The following is a 25,126-nucleotide window of genomic DNA, read 5'->3' as shown; positions in this document are numbered from 1 at the left end:
AGTCATTCTGCGGCGACCCCCTCTAGCTGATCTTCCATTTCGTCGGCGGCATTGCGCAACGCCTCAAGCGTGGCGTCATCGGGTTGCCAATAGTCACGGTCATGCGCTTCGAGCAGGCGGTTCGCCATGCGCGAGGACGCGGCAGGGTTGAGATCGGTCAGGCGCTGGCGCATGTCGTCATCGAGCACAAAGGTTTCGGAAATCCGCTGATACACCCAAGGCTCGACCTGACCGGTGGTGGCGGACCACCCCACGGTGTTGGTGATGTGACTTTCGATCTGGCGGACACCTTCGGCGCCGTGCTTGAGCAGGGCTTCGTGGAATTTCGGGTTGAGCGAGCGCGACCGTGTCTCGAGCGAGACCTGATCGGCCAGCGTGCGAACCTTGCCGGTGCCCCGGGTGGTGTCGCTGATGTAGACGGCCGCCTCCTGACCACCGCGCGCGCGTTTGACTGCGCGGGAAATGCCGCCAAGCGTGTCGAAATAGTGATCGACAGAAGTGACGCCTAATTCGGTGGATTCGAGGTTCTGATAGGCCAGATCGACGTCGCAGAGCACTTTTTGCAAGAGTTCCGCGTTCTGGCGGGCCTTGCCATCGGTGCCGTAGGCAAAGCTCTTGCGCGCCTCATAGGCGTCGGCCAGTTCATCCTCGTCGCCAAAGGCGGAGCCATCGACCAGCATGTTCACGTTCGAGCCATACGCCCCTTCGGCGTTGGAGAAGACCCGCAGAGCGGCGGTTTGAATGTCACACTCCATTTCCTTGGCATAGGCCAATGCATGGGCGCGGATGAAGTTCTGATCCAGCGGCTCATCGGCCATTGCAGCCTTGAGCGCGGCCTCGGCCAGCAGTTTGGTCTGCAGGGGCAGAAGATCGCGGAAGATGCCCGAAAGGGTCATGATCACGTCAATGCGCGGACGGCCCAGGTCCTCCAGCGGGATCAAATCCGCACCACAAAGACGGCCAAAGCTGTCAAATCGCGGTGTCGCCCCGATCAGGGCCAGCGCCTGTGCAATCGGTGCGCCGTCGGATTTGATATTGTCGGAGCCCCAGAGCACCAAGGCAACGGTGCGCGGCATGGATTTGTGTGTCTCCAGCAGCAATTGCGCCTGCTGTGCGCCATCGCGGCAGGCAAATTCGGTGGGCATGCGGAAGGGATCAAACGCGTGGATGTTGCGGCCCGTGGGCAGGATATCCGGCGAACGGATCAGATCACCACCCGGCACCGGCGCGGTGTAGCGGGCGTCAAGCGCGTTGAGCAGCGCGGGGATTTCCGCATCCTGTTGCAAGAGCTGATCGACACGGGCGCGGGTGGCATCATCACAGTCGTTCATTAGCGCGAGGTAGTCCGCACGCGCCTCGGCACTCATCGGCTCGCCCAGCACATGCAGACCCTCAGGGATCAGCGCATCTTCGGTCTCCAAAAGCTTCAGCCAGAGGGTTTCCGCGGCGCTGTCTTCCATATCCACCGCAGCGGCTTGCTCGGCAATCAGCTCTTCCAGTTCAGCACGCTCAGGGGCGTCCGGGGCCGTTTTGCGCCAGCGGGTCAGGCTGTCTTTCAGCTCGGCCAGACCTTTATACAAACCCGCACTGGAGAGGGGCGGTGTCAGGTGAGTGACGGTCACGGCACCAGACCGGCGTTTGGCCAGCGTGGCCTCGGACGGGTTGTTGGAGGCGTACAGATAGACGTTTGGCATGTCGCCGATCAGGCGATCGGGCCAGCAATCTGCGCCAGGGCCCGCCTGTTTGCCGGGCATGAATTCCACCGCGCCATGCATGCCGAAATGCAAGAGCACGTCTGCGCGGAAATTGTTTTTGAGCCAGAGGTAGAATTGTGTGAAGGCATGCGTTGGTGCAAATCCGCGCTCGAAGAGGAGCCGCATCGGATCGCCCTCATAACCAAACGCGGGCTGCACGCCGACAAAGACATTGCCAAACTGCGCGCCCAGAACAAACACGCCGCGCCCGTCGGATTGCACCTTGCCGGGGGCCGCGCCCCATTGGGCCTCGATCTCATCCAGCCACGGTGTGCCGGCTACGATGTCATCGGCGCTGACATGGGCGGCGACGTTGGCCTCCTGCCCATATTGTTGCGCACTGCCTTCCAGCACGGCGGCCCGGGTTTCTTCGACCGTCGCAGGTGGCGTCAGATCATAGCCGCGTGCGGCCATGGCGTGCAGCGTGTTGTGCAGTGAGCGGAAGACATCAAGATAAGCCGCGGTGCCCGCCGCGCCCGCATTGGGCGGGAAGCCGAAGAGGACAATGCCCACCTTGCGCTTAGCCACATCGGAGCGGCGCAGGAGCGCGAGGTTTTCGACCCGGGTGGCCAGATGATCAATCCGCTCGGGGCAGGGGGCCATCGCCTTGACCGTTGAATTGGCCTGACAGGCGCGCGGGCAGCCGTTGCAGCCGTCGGCCCCGTGACGTCCGGCAAAGACCGTTGGGTTGGTCGCGCCGTCCAGTTCAGGCAGGGCGATCAGCATCGTGGTTTCAATCGGGCCCAGACCCTGCGGTGAGGCGGCCCATTGACCCAATGTCTGGAATTCCAGCGGATGGGCGGCGACGTAAGGAATGTCCAGCGATTTCAATACGGTAATTGCGGCGTCATTGTCATTATAGGCAGGGCCACCCACCAGCGAGAAACCCGTGAGCGACAAGAGCGCGTCGATCCGTGGCACGCCATTATCGAGGAAAAACGTATCAATCGCAGGCCGTCCATCAAGCCCGCCCGCAAAGGCAGGCAAGACGCGCAGGCCCCGCGCCTCAAGCGTGCGAATGACCGCATCATAATGCGCGGTATCGCCGGAGAGGACATAGCTGCGCATCATCAGCAGCCCAACGGTGGCTGTGGGTTGCCCGGCACTTGGCAGGTCATCGATGTCAGTGGTAATGCGCTCGGGAAGGTCAGGATGGTAGAGCCCGGTATCAGGATAGGCCAGCGGTTCAGCAGCTTTGGCACCGCGCCACGCATCCACATGGCTATAACGAGAGACCAGGTAACGGACCATGGCATCAATGTTGTCATCCGACGCGCCGAGCCAGTATTGCATCGCCAGGAACCAGGCGCGCAGGTCCTGCGCCTTGCCGGGAATGAGACGCAGAATGCGGGGTAATTGCCGCAAGAGCTTCATCTTGCGCGCGCCCTTTTCGACCGATGGCCTGCCCGCGCCGCGCAGCTTTTTCAAGAGCTTGCTGGTGCCGCTTTCGGGCTTGGACATGTCCAGCGTGCCCATCTTGGTCAGCTTGACGATCTGCGCATCGGCGATGATGCCAACCATGGCGTCGCACCCGTCGCGGCGGGCCTGAAGGTCCGGCAGGATGGCGTTGATGTGTTCTTCGAGGAAGAGCAGATTGGCAATGATAATGTCGCCGGTGGCAATCGCCTCTTTAGCGGCTTGCAACGTGTCGGGGCATTCGCCCCATTCGGCCGCGGCATGCACGCTCAGGTTCAGGCCGGGGAAATCGGCGGCAAGGCTTTCGGCCACGCGGTCGCACGGACCCGCCGCATGGCTGTCCAACGTCAGGATCACGACGTTATAGGCGCGTGGGGCGCGGTCTATGACAATGTCATCGCGCATAATGGGCCTTTGCTTCGTAGAGCGTATCAACGCTGATTTCTTGCACGCCCTGGTTGGCGGCAAAAAGCTCGGTATTGCGGCGGGCTTTGCCGCGCACAAAGAAGGGGATTTTCTTCAGTTCTTTTTCCGCATCCGCGAGCCAGATCACCTCAGCGGAGCTGCTGGTGGTCTCAAGCGCAGGCTCGGGCGCCTCGACAGCCTCGGGCTTGGGTGCGTGGCCGCCGTGATGGCTGGGGCCGGCCGCATCGTGGAATTCGAAATCATCGCGGAACATGTGCAAGAGGTGCTCTTCCAGCCCCATGACCAGCGGATGCACCCAGGTGTCAAAAATCACATTCGCGCCTTCAACGCCCATTTGTGGGGCATAGCGGGCGGGGAAGTCCTGCACATGCACGGGCGATGAGATCACGGCGCAGGGGATGCCCAGACGCTTGCCGATATGGCGCTCCATCTGGGTGCCGAGGATCATCTCGGGGGCCAGATCCTCAATCGCGCGCTCAACTTCGAGGTAGTCATCGGTGATCAGCGCGTCGACGCCAAAATCCTTGGCCAGCGCGCGGATGCCGCGGGCCATTTCGCGGTTGTAACAGCCCATGCCGACAACTTCGAACCCCATCTCATCCCGGGCGATGCGGGCGGCGGTGGCGACGTGGGTGCCATCCCCGAAAATGAACACGCGCTTGCCGGTCAGGTAGGTGCTGTCGACGCTGGCGGCATACCAGGGCAGGCGCAGGCGCGATGTATCAAGGCGCGGCTCAACCCCGGCGATTGCGGCCACTTCGGCCACGAAATCACGGGTGGCGCCGACACCAATGGGCACAACCTTGGTGTAGGGCTGGTCCAGTTCCCGCTCCATCCAGCGGCACGCGGCCTCACCGGTTTCGGGATACATCAGCACGTTGAAATGCGCCGCCCCCAGCCGGGTGATATCCTCGGGCGTGGCATCATAGGGCGCGCAGACATTGACGCTGATGCCCATCTCTTCCAGCAGGGCGGTGACTTCGGTGATGTCATCGCGGTGGCGGAAGCCAAGCGCCGTGGCGCCGATCAAGTTGCAGCTAATGTGCTTGGTCCGCTCCATCGGCTGCGCCAGATGGCGGGTGATCTGGAAAAACGTCTCATCCGCGCCGAAATTTTCCTTGCGCTGATAGCTGGGCAGTTCCAGTGGAATGACCGGCACGGGCATGCCCATGGTTTCGGCCATGCCGCCGGGATCGTCCTGAATAAGTTCGGCGGTGCAGGAGGCCCCGACGATCATCGCCTGCGGTTTGAACCGGTTATAGGCTTTCTGACAGGCAGTTTTGAAAAGGTTGGCGGTATCAGCGCCCAGATCACGCGCCTGGAACGTGGTATAGGTCACCGGTGGGCGGTGATCGCGGCGTTCGATCATTGTGAAGAGCAAATCGGCATAGGTATCGCCCTGCGGCGCGTGCAGCACATAATGCAGACCCTTCATGGCCGTGGCCACGCGCAGTGCCCCAACATGGGGCGGGCCTTCATATGTCCAGACGCTGAGCTTCATTCCGCAGCCTCCAGACGCAGCAGGTCGCGGCGGCGCAGCGGGCGCGAGAAGAGCCCGGCCAGATCACCGGCCTGTTCGTAGAAATGCACCGGGGTAAACACCAGCTCGATCGCCCATTTGGTGGCAAGCCCTTCGGCCTCCAGCGGATTGGCTAGGCCCAGGCCACAGACCGTCAGGTCAGGTCGCGCGGCGCGGCAGCGGTCCAGCTGCAGTTCCACATCCTGCCCTTCGGCAATGGTCGGCCCTTCGGCCAGCAGATCGAGATCAGGGCCCACAACGCCCTTATGGATGAACGGTGCGGATACCTCGACTGCGGTCATGCCGCATTCCCGCGTCAGAAAGCGGGCGAGGGGGATCTCAAGCTGACTGTCGGGGAAGAAGAAGATGGATTTACCGGCGAGGTTCTCGGCGGCTTTAGCAACAGCCCGATTGGCGCGGGCGCGGGGCGCGTCGGTCACGGCGTCGAAATGCGCCTTATCAACGCCGAATTCCCGCGCAACAGCCAAAAGCCACGCGGTGGTGCCTTCTTCGCCGAACGGGAATGGCGCGGGAATGTGACGCGCCCCGCGCCGTTCCAGGGCGGCATGGGTGCCCCCCAGAAACGGCTGGGTGAGGGCGAAGACAGTGTTGGGGCCAACGGATACGTCGCTGTCCAAACTGCGGGCCGGCAAAACCGAAACGTTTTCGATGCCCAACTTCGCAAGAAGGTCCAGTGCCTGATCTTCGACCACGTCGGGCAGGGCGCCCACTAGCATCAATTGACGCTGATCGGTTTCCGGCAGCACCGGCACCATCGCAGCAAGACAGGCATCTTCGCCTTCGGTAAATGTGGTCTCGATCCCCGAGCCCGAATAGTTCAGCACCCGCACCTTGGGCGCGAACTGTGCTGATAGTTTTTCGGCCGCACGGGCCAGATCCAGCTTGATCACCTCGGATGGGCAGGAGCCCACGAGGAAGAGCTGACGGATGTCCGAACGGCGCGCCAGCAGGTCCTGGACCACGCGTTCCAATTCGTCCTGCGCGTCCTTGAGACCGGCCAGATCGGTCTCTTCCAGGATCGCGGTGCCAAAGCGTGGCTCGGCGAAAATCATCACCCCGGCAGCCGATTGCAGAAGATGCGCACACGTCCGCGATCCGACCACCAAAAAGAACGCATCCTGCATCTTGCGGTGAAGCCAAATGATGCCGGTCAAGCCGCAAAACACTTCGTGCTGGCCGCGCTGCTTGAGAATCGGCGCGTCCCGGCAGCCGTTAACCGGCGCGGGCAGGTCGCTGCCAGGTGGTGCCATATTGGGGGTGTCGTGGCGGGTCATGCGGCTTCTCCGGCCTGGTCCGGGGCCTGCAATCGGGCGGCCCTGAGCTTGAGCAGAAACTGCCCGGCATTGATGACATACGCACCGTATGCGGCCAGGGCCAAAACCATCAATCCGGCGGGGGAAAGTGCACCGGCGTAGAGGGCCCAGACATAGGCGGCATGAAGCGCGATAACGGCAAAGCTGAAGACGTCTTCCCAGAAGAAGGAAGGGGCGAAAAGGTATTGATCAAAAACAACTTTTTCCCAAATCGCACCAGTAACCATGATGAGGAAAAGAAACCCGGTTTTGACCAGTATGGAGAGGGTTGCGATCTCGTACCCTTCGCCGGTCAGCAAGAACCGAAGAACGAGGGCCAGAGAGACCAGAAAGACCAAGAATTGTGCAGGCGCAAGAATGCCCTGAACCAAGGTCCAGACGGTTGCGTCTCGGCGCGCGCGCTGCGCGTCGGTATATAGCTTGGCGCATTCAGATTTATGCGGCGCTTCTGGCGTCATATTCCCCTCGCCGGCCGTAAAGTTCATGATTGATGCTATGTGCTGGGAGCCAAAAGTGTCAATTATAATTTACACTATTGAGGGTCTACTGCTGTAAACGTTAACGGCGGATGCGAGCGAATTCGGCCTGACGCGGTGATTCCCTTGGTTTTGTTGGGGTATGTCGCCGGGGATGCGGAAATTTTTGAACGTGATTACAACTGATTGACCCGTGGCGATGCGCGCAAATGTCAAGGAAAATTGACATTGCCGCGGAACACCTGCACACTATCGCACACAAGGACAGGAAGAGCAGTCAAAAACACTACCGCTGAAAGCAGTGTCATCAGAAATGCATCCATGGGAGGAACTCATGGAAAAAAGCGCTATACAAAATAATTCCGACTTATCGTCGGAGCAAAAACCGGCGATCCGATTTCTGGTGGAATCTGCTTTGAAAGCGATGGTGTCCGGAAACGCCGAAACAGAGCCGCGCAGCAAGGTCGAATGGATTGCCCGCCTGGGTGATGCGTTGATGTCTGCGTCGGAAACGGAACATCAGAAGGTTTTGTCCAATCTGATGTCAAACGGTGTTCGCCGCGAAGAGCTTTACCAATATTACATCCCCGAGGCTTCGCGCTATCTGGGAGAGAAGTGGGTAAGCGACGAAGCCAGTTTTGTTGATGTGACAACGGGTGCATCAAGATTGCAGGCTTTGTTTCGTGAACAATCTGACGGTACGGACAGCAGCCAGCTTCTGGACCGCAGCATCCCCCTTGGACAATCCGTCCTCATGGTTATTCCGCAATTTGAGCAACATTCGCTAGGAGCGTTCGTTGCCGCCGATGATTTGCGCCGTCAAGGCTTGTGGGTTCGCATGGCGATTGGATTGACGGATGCTGAAATTGCAATGTTGATTGAAACAAATCGGTTTTCGATGGTGGGTCTGTCGCTTGCGACGTGGAATTCTGTTGAAAACACATCTGCTTTGGTCAATTACATGCGCGAAAATGTTGAGAGTATGCCCCCGGTCGTGGCGGGCGGACGGATTATTGATGATCGTGAAGAAGTGAAAAAAGTCACTGGTGTGGACCACGCAGTACGGTCCGCCCGAGAGGCAGTAGAAAGCTGTGGCCTGAAGGCCGTGGCTGAATTGTCCCCCTTTTGAAGCTTTGCTCTTGGGGCGACGACGTGACGGGGAAATGGCGTGACAAAGCAGACAGCTAATGTTGATACGATGCGCGCGGGTAAATTGCCTGCCGCCGCCAGCGTCGAACAGTTGGTGGAGCAATCTGCAGACCTTGCGATCATGGTCGGCCATGATCGTGTCATCGAAGGTATTTCGGTTAATCCCGAATGCCCGTCTCTGGGGTGTCTCGACCATTGGGTTGGCCGGGATTTCAATAGTTTTCTGACCATAGAGAGCCGCGAAAAATACCACGAGCGCAGTACGGCAATGATCCGGGATCCCGATCTGGTGCCGCGCATGTTGCAATTGAACCATGTGGACAATGCGACATGGGAATTCCCGATCCGTTATTCACTGCACCGTGTGTCCGGCCGGGATGCTATTTTGTTGATCGGGCGCGATATGCAGCCCATTGCCGAAGTGCAGCAACTGTTGGTTGCCGAGCAGACGGCTCGTGACCGCGACCAGCAGAAAATACGCAGTGGCGAAACGTTCTACCGCGTTGTGCTTGAGGCGTCCGAGACGCCTTTGGTGCTGGTGGAGCCCGAATCCGGTCGGATCCGGGATCTCAACAGTGCGGCGGCAACGTTGCTTGGGTCCAAGGTTGAAACACTGTCAGGAAGTTCGTTTGCGCAAGCTCTGGAGGGGCAGCGGAAAAGCGACCTGATGGAGGCATTGCGCACGGCGGCGACGGCGGAAGAGCGCAGAGAGGTCGAGTTTGTTGCGCGGCGCAGCGGTCGGGAATTAACGGCGCTGGCACAGTTTTTCCGCGCGGCGGGCGAGCTCTTTTTGTTGTGCCGCCTATCAACGCTGGATGAGGCGGATGCCTCCGGTCCGGAGGTTGCCCAATCTTTGGCATCCCTGTTTGCGGCGGCCAGTGATGCGATTGTCCTGACCGATTCCAAAGGCGTGATCCGCGATGCGAATGAGGCGTTCCTGATCCTGACGGATGCGGCTCAAATACGTGATATCAAAAATAAATCCTTGGCTGATTTTCTCGCACGGGGCTCGGTGGACCTCAAACTCATTCTGGAAACATCGGTCAAAAAAGGGCGTCTGCGCAGCTATGCAACGCAGATTCTCAGCACAGTGGGGACGCGCGCCAATGTCGATCTGTCGGCGGCGCGGTTGCGCCGTCGGGGCGGTGACCTTGGATTTGGTCTGATCATTCGGGATGTAACGCCCCGCGAGGTGACGGACACCGAAATTGGTGCGTCTGTCATGAGTGATGAGGCGATGCAGAGCGTTATGGACCTGGTGGGCACCGCGTCTTTGAAGACATTGGTATCGGCCACGTCAGATGTGATCGAGAAGATGTGTATCGAGACGGCGGTGAAGCTGACCAGCAACAACCGGGCGGCTGCGGCCGAGATGTTGGGCCTGTCTCGACAGAGCCTGTATGTCAAACTGCGCAAGCATAACCTGTTGAGCGGGGATGCAGGCCGCGAATAGGGCTGCACAATACGCCAAAACCCCCAAAAAAACCTTTCAGAATTCGTGATTGTATAGTTTAATTGACACTATGAGTGTCACATTGGATTTACACGTCGGTCGGCGCTACCCAAGTCCCCGCGCTGCCCTGACATTGATCAAGCCGATCACATGGTTTCCGCCCATCTGGGCGTATCTGTGTGGGGTGATCTCATCCGGCGTGCCGTTGGCACATTCGCCGGGACTTTTGTTGGTGGGAATGATCCTTGCCGGACCAGTCGTCTGCGGCATGAGCCAGGCGGCAAATGACTGGTGCGATCGACATGTGGACGCGATCAACGAACCGCATCGCCCGATCCCGTCCGGCGCCATTCCCGGGCGGTGGGGGCTGTGGATTGCCATCGTGATGAGCGGGTTTGCCTTGATCCTTGGCTCGTTCCTTGGGCCTTGGGGCTTTGGCGCGACCATCTTTGGCGTGATTGCTGCGTGGATTTACTCGGCTGAACCATTTAGGCTCAAACGCTCCGGCATCTGGGGCCCGGGCCTTGTGGGGCTCTGCTACGAAGGTCTGCCATGGTTCACCGGCGCCGCGGTAATGGCCGCAGGCGCGCCGGCACTGCCAGTGGTCATCGTCGCCCTGCTCTATGCTTTGGGCGCGCATGGCATCATGACACTCAATGATTTCAAGGCGTTAGAGGGTGATCGCCAGACAGGCGTCAATTCCTTGCCCGTCACATTGGGCCCTGAACGCGCCGCTCGCGTCGCCTGTTGGGTGATGAGCCTGCCGCAAGTTGCGGTGATCGCAGCGCTGATGTTTTGGGATCGGCCCTGGCATGCGGCGGCCATCGCTGGCGTTCTGATCGCACAGTTCTGGGCGATGCGCGTGCTGCTTTCGGACCCCAAGGGCCGCGCCCCCTGGTACAACGCCACGGGTGTCACCCTTTACGTCAGTGGCATGATGATCGCGGCCTTTGCGCTGCGCAGTGTGGGAGCGCTCTAGATGACACTCAGCTGGCTATCAATTGTCCGTCTCGGTCTGGTGCAAATGGCACTGGGTGCGGTTGTGGTGCTCACCACTTCAACGCTGAACCGTCTGATGGTGGTCGAGCTGGCATTGCCCGCGGTTCTGCCCGGTTTCCTGATTGCGCTGCACTACGGCATCCAGATCACACGCCCCAATTGGGGGTTTATGTCGGATACCTGCGGGCATCGCACACGGTGGATCATTGGTGGCATGGTGGCCTTGGCAGCAGGGGCGCTTGGTGCGTCAGCTGGTGTTGTCCTCTTTGAAACCAGCTTTTCGGCCGCCATGGCCCTGTCGATTGCGGCCTACGCATTGATTGGCGTTGGTGTGGGTGCTTCTGGTACCTCGCTTCTGGCGCTGTTGGCCACGGCCACCGCACCGCACCGTCGCGCGGCGGCAGCAACGATCACATGGCTGATGATGATTGCGGGCATTGCGGTCACCGCAGGCACCGTGGGTGCCTTTCTTGATCCTTACACCCCGGCACTTCTGATGCGGATCGTGACAATCGTCACAATGGGCGCAATTGCCCTGACGGTCGTTGCCGTTTGGGGCATAGAACGCGGTGTGGATGCGCAGCCGCAAACCACTGAAAAAACGCGCTTTATCGATGGCCTGCGCGAGATTTGGGCCGAGCCCGCCGCGCGCAATTTCACCATCTTCGTTTTCTTGTCGATGACCGCCTATTTCATGCAGGAGCTGATCCTGGAGCCTTATGCCGGGCTGGTCTTTGCCTTCACACCGGGCCAGTCCACGTCGCTCAGCGGGGCGCAGAATGGCGGCGTTTTCCTTGGCATGCTGACCGTGGGCATCGTGGCCACCGGCCTGCGCCGCGGCAGTCTGCGCAGTTGGGTGATTGCCGGGTGTCTGGGGTCTGCGGGCAGTCTTGCGGTGATCAGCCTTTTGGGCGGCGCTGCCAACCCTGCGACGTTGACACCGGCAGTCGTATTGCTCGGCTTTTTCAATGGCATGTTCGCCGTGGCCGCCATCGGCTCAATGATGGCGCTCGCCGCGCGCGGGCGCGAAGCGCGGGAAGGCACGCGCATGGGCCTGTGGGGTGCGGCACAGGCCGTGGCTGCCGGATTTGGTGGCCTGATGGGGGCCGCGATGGTGGATATCATGCGCCTTTTGACCCCCAGTGACGCCACTGCCTTTGGTGCAGTGTTCCTCTTTGAAGCGCTTCTATTTGTTGTCGCAGCCCTACTGGCGCTGCGCGTAATTGAACATAACCGAGGCCGTCATGCGGCCATCGTTCCGGGAGAATGACCATGTATGATGTTGTCGTCGTAGGAGGCGGGCCATCGGGGGCCACAGCCGCTGAGGATTTAACGCGGTCCGGCCACAAGGTGGCAATGATTGACCGGGATGGGCGGATCAAACCCTGTGGCGGGGCGATCCCGCCGCGATTGATTACCGATTTCGATATCCCGGATGAGCAGCTTTGCGCCAAGGTCAACACGGCGCGTATGATTTCACCCACGGGGCGCAAGGTCGATATTCCGATCGAAAATGGCTTTGTCGGCATGGTGAACCGTGAGGATTTCGATGAATTCCTGCGGGTGCGTGCTACCGAAGCCGGGGCCCACCGGTGTACTGGGACGTTCCTGCGGATTGATCGGAACGATGAAGGTACGTTCGTGATCTACCGCGACAAGGCCAGCGGCGAGGAATGCGCGCTGGAGACCAAGCTGATCATCGGCGCGGATGGCGCACGCTCCAACGTGGCCCGGGCCGAGGTGCCCGGCGGTGACCGCATTCCTTATGTCATCGCCTACCACGAAATCATCGAGGCACCGGACGCCATGGGAGACTATGACCCCAAGCGGTGCGACGTGATCTATGACGGCCGGATTTCCCCGGATTTCTACGGCTGGGTCTTTCCCCATGGCAAATCGGCGAGCGTTGGCATGGGCTCGATGGTGCGCGAGGTGGATCTGAAACAGGCCACGGCGGACCTGCGGGTCGCAAGCGGGCTGGAAGGTTGCAAGACCATCCGCCGCGAAGGCGCGCCTATCCCGCTGAAACCACTGGACCGGTGGGACAATGGCAGTGACGTTGTGCTGGCAGGGGATGCCGCGGGCGTTGTTGCGCCAAGCTCCGGCGAGGGGATTTACTATGCCATGGTCGGTGGCCGGGTGGCGGCCACGGCGGCCTCGGCCTGTCTTGCATCGGGACACGTAAAGGACCTGAAACTGGCGCGTCAGCTCTTTATGCGCGAGCACAAGATGGTGTTTCGGGTCTTGGCATCCATGCAAAACGCCTATTACAAGTCCGACGACCGGCGCGAGCGGTTTGTGTCGCTCTGCCACGACATCGATGTGCAACGCCTGACGTTCGAGGCCTATATGAACAAAAAACTGGTGCGCGCCCGACCAATGGCGCATCTGCGGATCGGGTTGAAAAACCTGGCGCATCTGACACGTCTGGTACGGGCGGAATTCACATGAATGCAATGATCCCAGCCTGGATTGGCAATGATCTGGTAGCCGTTGAGAAACTGGATGTGCATCTGCGCGGTCTGCGCCACAAAGCCGTGTCAGTCTTTATCATGTGGGGCAACAAAGTGCTGATCCAGCGCCGGGCGCTCTCGAAATATCACACGCCGGGCCTCTGGGCGAATACCTGTTGTACCCATCCCCATTGGGACGAAGACCCCGAGGCCTGCGCCATTCGCCGCCTTGACGAAGAGTTGGGGATCAAGGCGCATTCATTGACCTATCGCGATCAGTTGGAATACCGCGCAGATGTGGGCAATGGTCTGATCGAACATGAGTTGGTGGATGTTTTCGTGTGGCGCGTCGATGCGCCGGTGGAAATGGAGATCAACCCGGATGAGGTGATGGACACCAACTGGGTGGATATGGCCGAACTGACACGTCTGGTGCAGGCAAATCCGGAAGGATATACGCCGTGGTTGAAGATTTATCTGGAAAACCACGCGGAACAGATTTTCGCCTGAAACCCCGTGATTTCTGATGGATGCGACGCGTGATTTGACGCGTACTTGGCGTGTTTTCTGGGCGTCTGTGCGGCCCTAATTCACCCGATCTGGATGCCATTAAAGAACTTTTAACCTGCACGCTGGAATGCTCCGCAACTTGACGTTGACGCTCGACAATGCGTTACTTTTTGCAATTGGAGTATCAAATATGCGCTATTTCCCCCTTCTCATCGTCATTGCACTCGTGCCTTTTGGGTTGCTGCTGGCGTCACTGGTGCCTTTCTGGGGGGCGCAATTGCCGGGATTTCCGCTCTCTTTTCGGCCATCGGATTGTTTGACCTGTTGCAAAACAAAAGTGCGGTTCTCAAGAACTATCCGCTAGTGGCGCGCCTGCGATTTTTGTTCGAACATTTCCGCCCCGAAATTCGGCAGTATTTTCTGGAAAGCGATCACGAGGAGACGCCGTTTTCGCGCGAACAGCGCGCGCTGGTCTATCGTCGCGCCAAGGGGATGGAGGGGCTGCGCCCGTTTGGGACGCTGCGCAATGTTAACGAAGTGGGGCATGAATGGATCAATCATTCCGTTGCGCCTCAGCATCTCGAGGCGGCACCGTTCACCGTGACCTTTGGGGGGCCGAACTGCACGAAACCCTATCAGGGGTCGGTGCTGAACATTTCCGGCATGTCCTACGGCGCGTTGTCACCTAACGCCATAGAATCGTTGAATAAAGGTGCCAAGCAAGGGGGCTTTGCACATACCACCGGTGAGGGGTCAATCTCGAGCTTTCATCGCAAACACGGCGGCGATCTGATCTGGCAGATCGGCAGCGGGTACTTTGGCTGCCGGACCGAGGATGGCAAATTCGACGGTGACAAGTTTGCGGAAACCTCCGCGGATGATCAGGTCAAGATGATCGAGATTAAGCTTTCACAGGGTGCCAAGCCCGGCCATGGCGGTATTCTGCTGGGGGCCAAGGTTACCGAAGAAATTGCGGCTGCGCGGGGCGTGCCGGTGGGTGTTGATTGCATCAGCCCAAGTGCCCATGGCGCCTTTTCGACACCGCTGGAGCTTTGTGCCTTTATCGACAAGCTTCGGGGCTTGTCGGGCGGCAAACCCATTGGCTTCAAAATGTGCGTGGGACACCCGTGGGAATGGTTCGCCATCGCCAAGGCAATTAAGGAAAGCGGTGTGTGTCCCGATTTCATTACCGTTGATGGCGCCGAAGGCGGGACAGGTGCGGCCCCGGTTGAATTTGCGGACCACAAGGGCGCGCCGCTGCGCGAGGGCCTGATGCTGGTGCATAACACGCTGGTTGGTCTGGGCCTGCGCGATCAGGTGAAAATCATCGCGTCTGGCAAGTTGATCAGCGCGTTCGACATGTGCCGGGTGTTTGCCCTTGGGGCCGATAGCTGCAACGTCGCGCGCGGGTTCATGTTTGCTCTGGGCTGCATTCAGGCGCAGGCCTGCCATACCGGCAAGTGTCCCACAGGTGTGACCACGCAGGACGCAGGCAGGTACAAGGCGCTTGTGATCGAAGACAAGAGCGCGCGTGTGGCGAATTTCCACAAAAACACCCTGACGGCATTGAAAGAGGCGGTTGAATCATCGGGCCTGACGCACCCGTCGGAATTTACGCCGCATCATCTGATGATGCGCATCAACAGCCGCGAAGCGCGGTCCGCGGCCAGTCAATACCTGTGGCTGGAACCGGGCGATCTTGAAACGAACGAGGCCATTCATCCGGCCTTTGCAAAATACTGGGACCGCGCCCAGACAAATTCATTTACCGGCGCGGTCTGAAGCATTTTGCATCATACCGGGGATATTTTTGTACCCGCGCGACAAAATGTTGCCTTTCAATTATAAGGCGTTAGACACAATAATATTGCCCAACCGTTTACTTAATTGCGACGCTTTTCGACTTAATTATGGGCGTGATTAGATACGAAAAAAGAGTGTTGTTTTGACTGATTTCAGCGATTCAATTGATTGGGTTTTGCTGGACGAAACCCTGAAAAAACCTTTTCTGCAGATTGACCAGCAGTCGGTCAGCTATTTTGACATGCGAAAAACCATCACGGGTTTGTTTGCGTATTTTGCACAGTCTGGCCTGAAAACCGGCGACCGTGTTGGTATTTTGGCTCGTGACCCGGCAAGTGTCAGTGCCTTTGTATTAGCGGCCATGCGGTTTGGCCTGGGGGTTGTGGTATTGAACCCCGATATGACCGATGCCGAAGTGGCCCGCGCCAGTAAAGCCTGCGGTCTGACGCATTTCTTTCACGAAATCGTGCCGGGCGAGGAGGTGTATCTACCGGAAAACATCACCGCAACAGGGTTTGCCAAATGGGCGGCGGGCAAGCCACGATCTGGCTTGCTGGGGCGGTTGCGTGCCAACCCGGGGCGCGAAGCTACGCCAACGCTGATGGCGCTGGCAGACGGGCTGGAGCCTGTCGCGCCGCCTGCGGACCTCACTGGCGACTTGATTGCTCTGATGCTCAATACGTCCGGCACCACAAGCGTTCCCAAAGTGGTGGAGCTCAGCCATGACAACATCGCTGCACAGTTGCGGGCCTTTGGTGACGTATATGATTTTGACGCGTCGGCGCGTATTCTGAACCCGTTGCCGATGTATTTCACGGACGGCCTGTTTCACGGGCCGATCAACACGTTTTTGAACCGCGCAACCCTGTTTCGGCCTGTCGAGTTTGACATCACCAAGTTGGAAGATCTTCTCTACGGCGTGTACCGCGATGCGATCACACATTTTATTGTCGTTCCGGCCATTCTGGCGCTGATGGACCGGCTGGGCAATGAATTCACCGACAGTTTCAAGGGCGACACGTTCCGCTACATCCGGTCCAGCGGGGATCGTCTGCCCGCTTCCTTGTGGCGCTCGATCGAGGACCGCTTTGGTGTGTCCGTGGTGAACACCTATGGCATGTCCGAAACCGTCTGCGAGGTTTTCTACAGTGGGCCGGATGCAGAAACGCGCCGCATCGGGACGGTGGGCAAGGCGGTTGGGTGCGATTGGAAAATCGCCGACGAAAACGGCGCGTCTCTGAGCACGGGTGAGACCGGTGAATTGTGCCTCAAGGGAGAAATCATCACCCGCGGATATCGCGATCAACCTGAACTGACGGCGCAAAGCTTCACGGATGGCTGGTTCAGAACCGGTGATCTTGCAACGGCAAGCGAAGACGGATTCGTGACCATTTCCGGCCGCCGAAAAGAGCTGATCATCGCGGCGGGTGTCAACATCCATCCGCAGGAAATCACCGATTGCCTGTTGGAGTGTGAAGGCGTGGCCGATGCCATTGCCTTCGGCATTCCCCACGGTGTCTGGGGCGAACAGGTGGCTGCGGCCCTTGTGCCACAAGCCGGTGGTGAGATTGATAGAAATGAGATTTTGGCACAGTGCCGGGCACGTCTTGCCCCCCATAAAGTGCCCCGGATCACGGTGGTACTGGATGCGCTTCCGCGTAATCCGGCGGGCAAGGTGCTGGTCAAACAATTACGCGCCGAGTGCCAGTCTTTGGACATGTCCGAAGGGTCCGTGTCTGAGACAGATGTGTCCGACAAGGTCTTGACTGAAGCCGCGCAGGTCTTTGGTCTGCCTGTCGGCAAACTGCATCTCAGCTCCGAGCCGGCCAATACGCGGGGCTGGGACAGCTTTGCGCATCTGACTTTGATCACATCGCTTGAAACGCAATTTGGCGTGACGTTATCGGCGCGCGAAGTGCTGCGGGTTGGGAAACTGGCGGATCTGGCGGATATCCTGACCAAGAAAGCCGGATAGGGCGGGTCTTGTGATGCAATCCCGAGCAGTGGGTCCGGGCAAATGAGTTTTGTTTCGCTTCAATGGCTCATCTGGATGTGGGCCAGTGTAGGTCTTTATTGGCTGGCACCGCGCGGGCTGCGCCCGTGGTTCCTGATGGCCAGTTCGCTGGCCTTTTTGGCGTATGTAGACCCGCTGTCCGTGGGGCTGTTGATCGGCGCATGGGGGATGACCGTGTTTGGTTTGTCCAAACCGCGCCTCACCTTGCCCATGTTGCTGGGGGTGGGCGGTGTGCTTGCCGCCGCATTGGCCGGTTTCAAACTGCAGGCCGTCACCACGCCCGGCACGTTTATCGAAGATTTTGGCATCCCGCTGGGCCTGAGCTACTACACCTTTCGGTGTTTGCACGTCCTCTTTGAGCATTTCAAAGGCACGTTGAGCTCCGTCGCGCCCAAAGATTTGGCCAGCTACCTCTTTTTCTCACCGACCTTTGTGGTCGGACCGATCCACCGGATTGATACATTCCTGCGGGACCAGAATCGCCAGCGCTTTGAAATGCCACTCTTTCTGGAGGGGATTGAGCGTGTGATTTTTGGATATCTCAAGATTGTCGTACTCAGCAATTTTCTGCTGGAAGGGTGGATGGAGGCGGCAATCTCGCATCTGGCAGCATCAGGATCGTGGTGGGCGCTCTATCTCGACGTCGTCAAGGACGGGCTCAATATTTACCTGCAGTTTTCTGGCCATTGCGATATCGCCATCGGTTTTGCCGCGATGCTGGGTTTCAAGATCATCGAAAATTTCAATTGGCCCTACCTCAAACCCAACATTTCGGCCTTCTGGCAAAGCTGGCACATTTCTTTGTCGCGCTGGTGTCGGGAATACATCTACGGGCCCGTGGTCGCCAAGACGCGCAGTCCGGCACTTGGCGCGCTGTCAACGATGATCCTGATCGGTCTCTGGCACGAAATTTCCCTGCGATACCTGCTTTGGGCCTGCTATCATTGGGTCGGCATCGTTATCTGGCAAAAAATGCGCGACATGCGCCCGGCAGGACCACATGAGCCATCCGGTGCGCGCCATACCGCCCTTCATCTGGCGAGCATTGTGCTGACGGTACACTTTGTCTGGTTCAGTTTCGTCATTTTGACCACGCCCAGCCTGACGGACGTGCCCGCACGGTTCTTTGCGATATTGGGGGTAGGCGGATGATTTACCGGTATCTGAGCCGCCGCGTGACGCCGATCATGGCGGTTTTTCTGACGCTTGCCCTTTATGGTGCGCTTGTTGCGCTGATCGTGATGTGCCTCAATGCGCCTGAGGCGCGTTTCCTCTATGATCGGTTATAGGTGGATGCAGTGACCCCAGATCGTTTGCGCGAAATCAGATTTGCCGTTATTTTATTGGCGCTCCCCGTGCTGTTGTTTGGCGCGGCTGAGGCCTATTTGCAGAACAAGGCGGCGTCGCGTCCGGCGCCGATTTTCGATTGGCTCGCGCTACGCGACGCGACCGCCATTGATCCGGATGATGCGGTGATGCGGTTCCGCCCGGAGAGCGGCTGGCGCCATTTGACCTTCAACGCGCAAGGGTTGCGCAGCCCGGAAGTTGCAACGCCCAAACCCGCAGATACTGTGCGCTTGGCGTTTCTGGGCGACAGCGTTGTTTTCGGCGCGGACCTTGTTGAGGAAAACACCCTGCCGGCCACGGTGACCCGCATGATGTCTGAACGTCATCCGACCTGCAGGTTTGATTATGTGACCTTTGCGGGGCCAAGCTATGCCTCCGAGACCCTTGCCGATCATTGGCCGGATCTGCGCGCGCGTCTGTCCCCGGATGTCACCGTGATTTTTTCGGGCTCGCCCTATGAGGCCTATAGACGAATGGGCGCACAGCCCATTGACGAGTTCATGAATGATCGGCGGGGCAGGGTAAGCGACGTCGCGGTGATCCGCAAACTGCGCCAGTTGCAGCGGCGGTTTTCAATGGATCGGTATATTCCGGCACGGGCGGTTGATCCGCAAAGCGTGGCACGGCTGGACGGAGCGCTGGCAGAAATGGGTCAGACGATCTCGACGCTGGCGCCGCGAGATGCCGCTGTGCTTATTGCCCATCGCGGACGTATTCGCGAAACGGGTGACGCCGAGGAACGCCGACGGTTCGAACAGCATTTACGCTCGAGGCTGGACTGGGACTCGGGTGTCACCGCCGAAGTTCTCCTGGCACGTACCCTTGATGCCATGGCAGGTCTGGCCCAGAGCAACGGATGGCGGTTTTCCGACCCTCAGGCTCTGATGTCGCCGGGTCGTGAGAACTACATTGATGCGCAGCATTTGACGCAGCAAGGGGCAGCCCAGATCGCGGCGCGGATTGTGGACGATATCGACGCATTTGTTCCCAATTGCGCAGGCACAGGAGATCAGCAATGAAACGGCTGGGTCTTGTGGGGTTGGGGCATGTCGCGCGCCACCATATTGCAGGCATTGCGGCACAGTCCGGCCTTGAGTTGGTTGCGACCGTAGATTTGCGCGCGCGACCCAAGAAAATCGCGGCTTTGGCCTGCCCGCATTTTCCCTCATTGGACGCAATGATGGCTGAAGTTGTTCCAGACGCGGTTATCATCGCGACACCGCCCGCGACACATCTGGCTTTGGCGCAGACTGCGCTTTCATCTGGTGCCGATGTTTTGCTGGAAAAACCGGCAACACCTTCGCGTGGGGAATTTGACCTCTTGTGTGACGCTGCAGCGTCGTCCCATGGGCGGTTGGATGTTGCCCTGCACGCGGCGTTTGGGCGTGAGATGCTTTGGTTTGCGCAATACCGTGACGATCTTGTTGCGCGGTTCGGGCCGCCCGTGTCCGTCGAGTGCCATTTCCATGATCCTTATGTGGTTGAAGGCGCGGTTATTGCCGGTGCTACTGAGCTTGGCGGTTCATGGCGCGACGGTGGCATCAACGCGCTGAGTGTTCTGGATATGATCATCCCGTTGGACCAGACCCAGGTCCGATCCGCATCGTTTACGCATAGCGCGCCAGATGATCTGGACAGTGAGGCCAGCGTTGAGTTGGTTTGGCCCGGCGGTCAGGGACATGTTCAGACGCGGTGGACCGCCGGTGAAAACATGAAACGCAGCGAGATCACGTTTGCCAAAAAGAACGCGCGATTGGAGCTGCATCACAGCGGGGAATATGTGTCCCTTCGGACCGATGCGCAGGTTGAACGCATTGATCTGAAGAATGACCATCCCCGCCTGGGCAATCACTACCACGCCCTTTTTGCGGACTATGTGACGGGTGTCGAACACACGCGCATGTTCGATGCAGCGCGCACCATGCATCGGCTCCTTTTTGACGCGTTGGATGGGGCCAGCAGGGGCGTGACATGACCGGAACGCTGACCATAGATGCGGACCTTTTGCGGACCTCTTACAACGGACGCGAGGGGCAGATCAGCGAAACGGCCCTTGCCGCGCTCTTCATGCGGATCGAAGGCCATGATGCTGCATCGGTTGAGGCGCGTATGGGACCAGATGCCAGCGCCGCGGCGGCAGAATTCGCGGCATTTGATGTTGATCTGAATGACCTTCCTGCCGTTGAAATTGCAGGCCACAACCTTCCCACTGACCCAACCCCAATCGCAGAGCGACATATCGCAGGGTCATTGCGCAAGCGGGCCGCTGCCGAACCCGATGCGCCGGCGGTGTTCGTCGAAGACCCGGCGGACCCGTGGGCAGAGGCGTTTTGTGTAACAACTGCTGACTTGTCCGAGATGGTAGATGCCGTGAGCGGCCGTCTGGCGGGCGACGGCGTTCAGATCGGAGGGCACGTCGCGGTGACCGCTGAGCCCAGTCTGGAAAGCGTTGTCATCACGCTGGCCGCTTGGGAAGTGGGCGCATCAGTGCTCCTGGTGCGCGAGGGCGTGAGTACTGGCATGATGCGCTTGATGCAGGCGCGTGTTTCACCGCGATTGTGGTTCCTGTCCGGCCCTCCGGAGGCAGAGGCAGAACTGAAAGCAGATTGGATTGATTTATCGGACGACACCGGCGACACGGGGTTTGATGCATGGATGGAACACGGCGCGTCCGTTTCAAGCCGACCAGACCCTGATCCGGACCGCGAAGCGGTTGTTGTGACCACATCGGGTTCGACAGGGGTGCCGAAAATGATCGTGCTCAGCCATCGCAACCTCTATCACACAACGCGTTTCGCCCAACGGGCCGATCCGGACGCGGCGACGATGCGTCATGGGTCTGTCACCGATCTGTCTGCCTTGTCGGGGCTGCGCAGTTTGGTCTTGATGCCCGCGATGGGATTTGGGGCAAGTGTGATCCTATCACCGCACTCCCGCACGAACAGTTTGCAGGTTTTAACGGCCATGTCCCGGCTCCGCGTGTCGGTGATGCAAACAATTGCAAGCACCATCCGCGCCATTGCTGAACTGGGCCCCGAACGAATGGCTGAAATTGACCTATCCGCGCTGCGCGCTTTGTGTTGCGGAACCGGCGTTTTACCGGCCCAGATACGCGCGCGGGCTGCAGGCCTCTTATCGGCTGAATTACGGGATCACTATGGCGCAAATGAAACCGCAGGTGTCTTTGCGTCTGCGCGAACAGGCACGATGGGGGATGCCGGTGCGGTGTCACAAGGTCTATTGCTTCGCATTGTCGATGACGCAGGCGCGCCGTGCGCCCCGGGCGAGGTTGGGCACATAAGGCTTTGTGGTGACAGGCTTTTTATCGGGCACTACACCGATGATGGGTTTCGCCCCCGCGCACCGGGCTGGTTTACAAGCGGGGATATGGGGCGCCGACTGGAAAACGGGCATTTTGTGGTGACCGGCCGCAGTCACGATCTGATCAAGACCCGTGAGGGTGAGTTCCTCTCGCCAATGGCGGTTGAAAACGCTGTTCTTGACCATGCGGCCTTGCGCGATGCCGTGGCGCTTGGATTGCCGCAGGTTGACGGCATTGAGCGCTATGGATTGGTTTTGGAAACGGACCAAGAGAGCGATGCGTTGAGCGATGAGGTCGAGGCGTTGATCCAAGCCGAATTTGGCGCATATGCAACGCCGGAACTGATCGTAGCGATGCCGGAATTCCCACGCGTCGCACATATGAAGCCCGATCGGGCCAGATTGCAGGTGGTTTTGGATCAGGCATTGGCGGCTCAGGCGGTGTCGGACGGGCCTGCTGATGCCTGATACGTCATCACGCCCTTTGGTGTCGGTTCTTTTACCCGTCTACAACAACGCCGATACGGTTCGGGAGGCCGCGCAAAGTGTGCTGTCGGACGGGTTTCAGGACATCGAGGTGCTGGCAATTGATGACGGGTCGACGGATGCAACGCCTGATGTGCTTGCGGCCATTGCCGACCCGCGCCTTCGGGTCATCTCCATGGGTCATAATCAGGGTTTGCCCAAGGCTTTGAACACCGGTCTTGATGCGGCGCAGGGACGATTTATTGCCCGAATGGATGCCGATGACATCAGCCTGCCCGGCCGGTTTGACGCACAATTGGCGGCTTTTGCGGCGGAGACCGATCTGGTGATATGCGGCACCGCTGTGCAGATCATCGGGGATGTCGAAACCTCGGATGCGACAATGCATGCCAGCCCAAGTGATCCCGAAGAGCTGCGCCAGGAGCTTTGGTTTCGCACACCCATCCTGCACCCGACGGTGATGTTCGATCGCTCGCGAATTCCCGAATTTGCCATGCATTACCTGGAATCCCTGCAAGTCCGGCAGGATCAGGAGTTGTTTCTTCGGCTGCTGGAATTCGGGGAGGCCCGGAACCTTGAGGCGTGTTTTCTGCATTACAGACGCCATGCACAGGCCGCGACGGTGGCCAAGGCCGCGGCGCAGCGGCGGGGGCGCGCCATTGTCGTGTCCAAGGCCTTGGAAATGCGGGGCATTATCTTCAGCGGCCGTGAACTGGAGGCGCATCTGGCACTTTGTCCGTTGCTCCCCGGAGAGGTCGCAACCACAGACATTTCGGCGGCGGATATCCTGGCCTGGGCGCAACGGCTTTTTGAAATGCGGGCGCGGCTGGGTATCAAAAATGACCGGCTTTGGCACGGACGGCTCAATTACTTGTTGCGTTCTGCGTGCGACGCCCGGACCGGCCGGGTCGATATGGATGCATCTGGTACCGTGCCGCAACTGGCGCCATTTTCGGGCTGACAGAAAGCACCCAATAGGGTGTGAAATCTCCGGCAAACGTGAAATTTCAAGAAAAGCGCAGGCTGACACCCCAGGGAGGAGGAGAGGGGTGCCAGCCCAAATGCTAACGACATCCTGAAGGGGGAGCCGTTATGGAGCGGTGTCAGGGGAACTCTGGGAGGAGCGAGGCCCAACACCTTTCAACGCCAACTTGATCAGAGCAGGCCATTGATCTGTGATGCGTCGGCGCACATGAGATGCGGCCAACGCTTGTTCGGACGACCTATTTCCGGGTCGCCAGATATCTTGCATGCGTTTCGACGTCGTCGCGGGTAATGCCAATTTGCCGAAGCTGCGCGTCAGACATGGCGCGCAGAACCTTTTCCATTCGGCCGATACGCAAATTTGTCAGGGTCTTTGAGAGGCTGGTGCGAAAGGTGCTGGCCCACGTGCCGAGCACGGTCGAAACGGCACGCGTGCCCCGCCTATGAAATGGCGCATGCATCAATAATCCGGAGTTTTGCTGGTGTTTCATATGCGTGTTCCTCAATACTCGATCACTTGGTTTTCCTGCCCTTCACAGCGTGATGCCTGGATGCGCAAAACCGAAGAGACGTGCCGCCTTTTTGGGCAATTGCATGAAAGAACTGGCGCGTGATCTTGCCATCTTCACACAACACATCCATTTGCATTGCTGCGTCGCAGAATTTATGCTGCACTGCAGAGTTAGTACGTAAATGTGGTTCCACCAACCCGGCGATTGAGCAATGGGGTTGTGCCAAATCGGAAAGGATGGCGTCGCGGTATGGACGTGTCTTCCCAGATGTTGACCTTTGTAAAGGTTGTAGAAATGGGCAGTATATCTGCTGCCTCCCGGCAAGGCGGGCAAACGCCTTCGGCCCTTAGCAAGCAGATCAAGCATCTGGAGGATCACGTTGGCCACAGATTGCTGCACCGCACGAAGGCAGGGGTTTCGCTGACGGATGAAGGCCAGGAATATTACGAGAAATGCCGTGCGGTCGCCGAAAAAGTTCTGGAGGCTGAGGAGCATATTTCGAGCATTACCGGCCACCCTCAGGGCGTGCTGCATGTGGTTTGCAGCGTGGCATTCGGCAAGTCGCAGTTGATGGACATCCTGCCGGAGTTTCTGGAGCGTTACCCGGACGTGACGTTGGAACTGGAACTGACGGATCGTAAAGTGGACCTGGAGGCCGAAAAATTCGATGTGGCGATCAATTTTGCCGAGCAATTAGCAGATCCGAATGTGATCATGCGCAAGATCATGTCCAACACCCGCATTCTGTGTGCGGCACCGGCATTTATCGAAAGGTTCGGGGCGCCGAAAACCTTTGGCGATCTGGCGAATTTCAACTGTCTGCGCACGTCTAACTACGTGGATCGAAACGCATGGCAGGCCGAGATGGACGGCGTGCAGCACACGGTTAATGCCACCGGTAACTTTGTCGGCAACAGCGCCGATGTGGTGTTTCGTGCGACACTTGCGGGTTTGGGCATCGCCCGTTTGCCCACCTATCTTGTTGCGGCGAAAATCGCCTCAGGCGAGCTGGTTCGGGTCTTGCCGACGTATACGCAAAAGCATGCCGATGTGGCCGTGACGTTTGCCGATAAACGTAACCTTGCACCCAAAACCAGAGCGATTGTCGATTTTCTGGCCGATCACTTCAATGGTGCGTAGCCGTCCGCGTTGCGCGACGTGACCGGGCGC

General features: G+C 58.9%; 20 protein-coding genes. 15 read left to right on the top strand and 5 right to left on the bottom strand.

The window, feature by feature from the left end:
• Nucleotides 1-2 precede the first annotated feature (2 nt).
• Genes ACZ1HJ_RS19010 through bchF form a run of 4 tightly spaced genes read right to left on the bottom strand, consistent with a single transcriptional unit; the run spans nucleotide 3 to nucleotide 6,907 of the window.
• Nucleotides 3-3,575, bottom strand: a complete 3,573-nt coding sequence (locus ACZ1HJ_RS19010; RefSeq protein WP_472720192.1) for a magnesium chelatase subunit H — start codon at nucleotides 3,573-3,575, stop codon at nucleotides 3-5.
• The gene (gene bchB / locus ACZ1HJ_RS19005) at nucleotides 3,565-5,097 is read right to left on the bottom strand and encodes a ferredoxin:protochlorophyllide reductase (ATP-dependent) subunit B (RefSeq protein ID WP_472720191.1); all 1,533 of its coding nucleotides are present in this window, start codon (nucleotides 5,095-5,097) and stop codon (nucleotides 3,565-3,567) included. Before bchB ends, ACZ1HJ_RS19010 begins: the two co-directional genes overlap by 11 nt.
• Nucleotides 5,094-6,386, bottom strand: a complete 1,293-nt coding sequence (locus ACZ1HJ_RS19000) for a ferredoxin:protochlorophyllide reductase (ATP-dependent) subunit N (RefSeq protein ID WP_472722244.1) — start codon at nucleotides 6,384-6,386, stop codon at nucleotides 5,094-5,096. The genes bchB and ACZ1HJ_RS19000 overlap by 4 nt, the downstream gene beginning before the upstream one ends.
• Nucleotides 6,387-6,406: 20 nt before the next feature.
• Nucleotides 6,407-6,907, bottom strand: coding sequence for a 2-vinyl bacteriochlorophyllide hydratase (gene bchF / locus ACZ1HJ_RS18995; RefSeq protein ID WP_472722243.1), 501 nt, complete (start codon nucleotides 6,905-6,907; stop codon nucleotides 6,407-6,409).
• Nucleotides 6,908-7,259: 352 nt separating this feature from the next.
• Here bchF and ACZ1HJ_RS18990 point away from each other — a divergent pair, with 352 nt between their 5' ends.
• From ACZ1HJ_RS18990 to ACZ1HJ_RS18925, 14 genes are all read left to right on the top strand, one after another.
• Nucleotides 7,260-8,054 (top strand): cobalamin B12-binding domain-containing protein, encoded by a 795-nt coding sequence (locus ACZ1HJ_RS18990; RefSeq protein ID WP_472720190.1) that lies wholly within the window; start codon nucleotides 7,260-7,262, stop codon nucleotides 8,052-8,054.
• Nucleotides 8,055-8,093: 39 nt separating this feature from the next.
• Nucleotides 8,094-9,527: a transcriptional regulator PpsR gene (gene ppsR, locus ACZ1HJ_RS18985; protein ID WP_472720189.1), complete on the top strand. Its 1,434-nt coding sequence runs from the start codon at nucleotides 8,094-8,096 to the stop codon at nucleotides 9,525-9,527.
• Nucleotides 9,528-9,597: 70 nt separating this feature from the next.
• Nucleotides 9,598-10,506 carry a chlorophyll synthase ChlG gene (gene chlG, locus ACZ1HJ_RS18980; RefSeq protein WP_472720188.1) on the top strand — a complete coding sequence of 303 codons (909 nt, stop codon included), beginning with the start codon at nucleotides 9,598-9,600 and terminating at the stop codon, nucleotides 10,504-10,506.
• On the top strand, nucleotides 10,507-11,796 hold the full coding sequence (locus ACZ1HJ_RS18975; RefSeq protein WP_472720187.1) for a BCD family MFS transporter: 1,290 nt from the start codon (nucleotides 10,507-10,509) through the stop codon (nucleotides 11,794-11,796).
• A gap of 2 nt (nucleotides 11,797-11,798) precedes the next feature.
• Entirely contained in the window at nucleotides 11,799-12,977 is a 1,179-nt protein-coding gene (locus tag ACZ1HJ_RS18970) for a geranylgeranyl diphosphate reductase (protein ID WP_472720186.1), read from the top strand.
• The gene (gene idi, locus ACZ1HJ_RS18965; protein WP_472720185.1) at nucleotides 12,974-13,489 is read left to right on the top strand and encodes an isopentenyl-diphosphate Delta-isomerase; all 516 of its coding nucleotides are present in this window, start codon (nucleotides 12,974-12,976) and stop codon (nucleotides 13,487-13,489) included. The genes ACZ1HJ_RS18970 and idi overlap by 4 nt, the downstream gene beginning before the upstream one ends.
• 324 nt (nucleotides 13,490-13,813) lie before the next feature.
• Nucleotides 13,814-15,271 carry an FMN-binding glutamate synthase family protein gene (locus tag ACZ1HJ_RS18960; RefSeq protein WP_472720184.1) on the top strand — a complete coding sequence of 486 codons (1,458 nt, stop codon included), beginning with the start codon at nucleotides 13,814-13,816 and terminating at the stop codon, nucleotides 15,269-15,271.
• Between the two features lie 163 nt (nucleotides 15,272-15,434).
• On the top strand, nucleotides 15,435-17,267 hold the full coding sequence (locus ACZ1HJ_RS18955) for an AMP-binding protein (RefSeq protein WP_472720183.1): 1,833 nt from the start codon (nucleotides 15,435-15,437) through the stop codon (nucleotides 17,265-17,267).
• Between the two features lie 42 nt (nucleotides 17,268-17,309).
• Nucleotides 17,310-18,458, top strand: coding sequence for an MBOAT family O-acyltransferase (locus tag ACZ1HJ_RS18950; RefSeq protein ID WP_472720182.1), 1,149 nt, complete (start codon nucleotides 17,310-17,312; stop codon nucleotides 18,456-18,458).
• The gene (locus tag ACZ1HJ_RS18945; protein ID WP_472720181.1) at nucleotides 18,455-18,595 is read left to right on the top strand and encodes a hypothetical protein; all 141 of its coding nucleotides are present in this window, start codon (nucleotides 18,455-18,457) and stop codon (nucleotides 18,593-18,595) included. Before ACZ1HJ_RS18950 ends, ACZ1HJ_RS18945 begins: the two co-directional genes overlap by 4 nt.
• A 9-nt stretch (nucleotides 18,596-18,604) precedes the next feature.
• Nucleotides 18,605-19,672: a hypothetical protein gene (locus ACZ1HJ_RS18940; RefSeq protein ID WP_472720180.1), complete on the top strand. Its 1,068-nt coding sequence runs from the start codon at nucleotides 18,605-18,607 to the stop codon at nucleotides 19,670-19,672.
• Nucleotides 19,669-20,628, top strand: a complete 960-nt coding sequence (locus tag ACZ1HJ_RS18935; RefSeq protein ID WP_472720179.1) for a Gfo/Idh/MocA family protein — start codon at nucleotides 19,669-19,671, stop codon at nucleotides 20,626-20,628. The genes ACZ1HJ_RS18940 and ACZ1HJ_RS18935 overlap by 4 nt, the downstream gene beginning before the upstream one ends.
• A complete protein-coding gene (locus ACZ1HJ_RS18930; protein ID WP_472720178.1) occupies nucleotides 20,625-22,442 on the top strand; it encodes a class I adenylate-forming enzyme family protein in 1,818 nt (605 codons plus the stop codon). Before ACZ1HJ_RS18935 ends, ACZ1HJ_RS18930 begins: the two co-directional genes overlap by 4 nt.
• Nucleotides 22,435-23,421 carry a glycosyltransferase family 2 protein gene (locus ACZ1HJ_RS18925; protein WP_472720177.1) on the top strand — a complete coding sequence of 329 codons (987 nt, stop codon included), beginning with the start codon at nucleotides 22,435-22,437 and terminating at the stop codon, nucleotides 23,419-23,421. Before ACZ1HJ_RS18930 ends, ACZ1HJ_RS18925 begins: the two co-directional genes overlap by 8 nt.
• Before the next feature lie 262 nt (nucleotides 23,422-23,683).
• Here the strand turns inward: ACZ1HJ_RS18925 and ACZ1HJ_RS18920 are convergent, their stop codons facing one another.
• Nucleotides 23,684-23,935, bottom strand: a complete 252-nt coding sequence (locus tag ACZ1HJ_RS18920; RefSeq protein ID WP_472720176.1) for a hypothetical protein — start codon at nucleotides 23,933-23,935, stop codon at nucleotides 23,684-23,686.
• Between the two features lie 270 nt (nucleotides 23,936-24,205).
• Between ACZ1HJ_RS18920 and ACZ1HJ_RS18915 the strand changes: the two genes are divergently transcribed.
• Nucleotides 24,206-25,096: a LysR family transcriptional regulator gene (locus ACZ1HJ_RS18915; protein ID WP_472720175.1), complete on the top strand. Its 891-nt coding sequence runs from the start codon at nucleotides 24,206-24,208 to the stop codon at nucleotides 25,094-25,096.
• Nucleotides 25,097-25,126: the final 30 nt, after the last annotated feature.

The sequence above is a fragment of the Roseovarius sp. JB2-10 genome, from assembly GCF_055693585.1.
Note: the sequence above shows the minus strand (reverse complement) of the source record. Positions and strands in the feature narration are given on the sequence as shown.